Origin of the sequence: Amycolatopsis sp. SID8362 (assembly GCF_010550475.1) — a bacterium.
Taxonomy (GTDB): domain Bacteria; phylum Actinomycetota; class Actinomycetes; order Mycobacteriales; family Pseudonocardiaceae; genus Amycolatopsis; species Amycolatopsis eburnea.
Genome location: NZ_JAAGNB010000358.1, coordinates 1 through 1,658, shown reverse-complemented (window position 1 = coordinate 1,658; position 1,658 = coordinate 1). Strand labels below are relative to the sequence as shown.

General features: G+C 74.8%; 2 protein-coding genes and 1 pseudogene. All 3 read right to left on the bottom strand.

Going from position 1 to position 1,658, the window contains the following annotated elements:
* Positions 1-370, bottom strand: a pseudogene (locus G3I65_RS11770) (D-beta-D-heptose 1-phosphate adenosyltransferase); the annotation flags it as partial.
* Positions 367-930 (bottom strand): SIS domain-containing protein, encoded by a 564-nt coding sequence (locus tag G3I65_RS11765; RefSeq protein ID WP_163046674.1) that lies wholly within the window; start codon positions 928-930, stop codon positions 367-369. The pseudogene G3I65_RS11770 and the gene G3I65_RS11765, both read right to left, overlap by 4 nt.
* Positions 927-1,658: carbamoyltransferase C-terminal domain-containing protein (locus G3I65_RS11760; RefSeq protein ID WP_275940148.1), on the bottom strand; the 732-nt coding region annotated here is incomplete at its 5' end. The genes G3I65_RS11760 and G3I65_RS11765, both read right to left, overlap by 4 nt.

Genomic DNA, 1,658 nt, shown 5'->3' with positions numbered 1-1,658 from the left:
CGGGGCCGGGCAGCGGACCGGTCGTGGCGGTGCCGTCGCCGGAATCCAGGCGCAGCAACGACTGCCCGCCCGCGCGGACCCGGGTCTTGCACACCGTCGTACCGCGCAGCGGCAGCGGCAGCACGGTGACGTCCGGTTCCAGCAGGCCGGTCAGCGCGTGGCCGCCTTCGTCGTCGCCGAGCGGCGTGACCAGGACGACTTCGGCCGCGGACCGGGCCGCCAGCAACGCGGCCAACCCGGCCCCGCCGGGGCGACGGCGGCGGGCGGTCAGGTCGACCACCGGCACCGGCGCTTCCGGGCACAGCCGCTCGGCGGTGCCTTCGGCGTCGACGTCCAGCAGGGTGTCGCCGAGGACCACCAGCGGCTTCACGCGGTCACCCCGAGCGCGTCGTCGAGCGCCGCGCACAAGCCGTGCACCAGCACCAGGTGCATTTCCTGGACGGTCGCGACGGTGGGGGCCTCGACGGTCACGGCGTCGTCGCACAAGGCGGCGAGGGGGTTCGGGGCGGGCCCGGTCAGCGCCCAGGTCGTCACGCCCAGCTCGTGCGCGGCCTTCGCGGCGGCGACGACGTTCTGGCTGGTGCCGCTGGTGGACAGGCAGACCAGCACGTCGCCCGGCCGGCCGTGCGCGTGCACTTGGCGGGCGAAGACCTCGTGGTCGCCGTAGTCGTTGACGATGGCTGTGGTCGCGGAGGTGTCCGCGTGCAGCGCGATGGCCGACAGCGGTCGCCGCTCGTCGCGGAACCGGCCGACGAGCTCGCCGGTCAGGTGCTGGGCTTCGGCGGCGCTGCCCCCGTTGCCGCAGGCGAGCAGGCGGCCGCCCGCTTCGAACACCCCGGCGAGCTGCCGCCCCCACGCGGTGATCTTGGGCGCGGATCCCCGGGTTCGCCGGGCGGCCTCGGCCAGAGCGGCGAGATGGTCCTCCATCATGGCACCTCCTTCTGCACCGGCGATGCCGCGCCGGGTCGGGTCGGACGGGGGCGGCGGAGCACGAACGGCCCCAGCGCCAGCAGGTCGATGGGCGCCGAGCCGAAGCACTCGAGCGCGTCGCGCGGCGAGTCGACCATCGGCCGGCCCGCCGTGTTGAGACTGGTGTTGATCACGACCGGCAGGCCGGTCCGCCGCTCGAACGCCGTGAGCATCCGGGCCAGCACCGGGTTTTCGCGGTCTTCGACGGTCTGCACGCGGGCCGTGCCGTCGACGTGCGTGACGGCCGGGATGCGGTCCCGCCAGCCCGCGGCGACGTCGTGCACGAACAGCATGTACGGGCTCGGGAGCGGGCCACGGGTGAAGATCTCGGCCGCCCGTTCCGCCCGCACCATCGGCGCCACCGGGCGGAACTGCTCGCGTCCCTTGACGTCGTTGAGGCGTTCCAGGTTCGCCTCGCGGCCCGGGTGGGCCAGCAGCGACCGGTGCCCGAGCGCCCGCGGGCCGAACTCGGCGCGGCCTTGGAACCACGCGATCACTTCGTCGTTCGCCAGCGCTTCGGCGACGGTCTCGGCGAGGTCGGCGGGGCGCTCGTAGGGCAGCTTCGCCTTGATCAGGATCTCTTCGAGCTGTTCGTCGGTCCAGTCGCGACCCAGCCCGGCGTCGCCCGTCGGCGCGCCGCGTTCCCCGGCTTCGGCGGCCAGCTGCAGGGCGGCGCCGAGCGCGGTGCC

What these genes read in the sequence shown, in the direction of transcription:
- G3I65_RS11765 (WP_163046674.1), bottom strand. Translation starts at nt 930, where the DNA reads ATGATGGAGGACCATCTCGCCGCTCTGGCCGAGGCCGCCCGGCGAACC.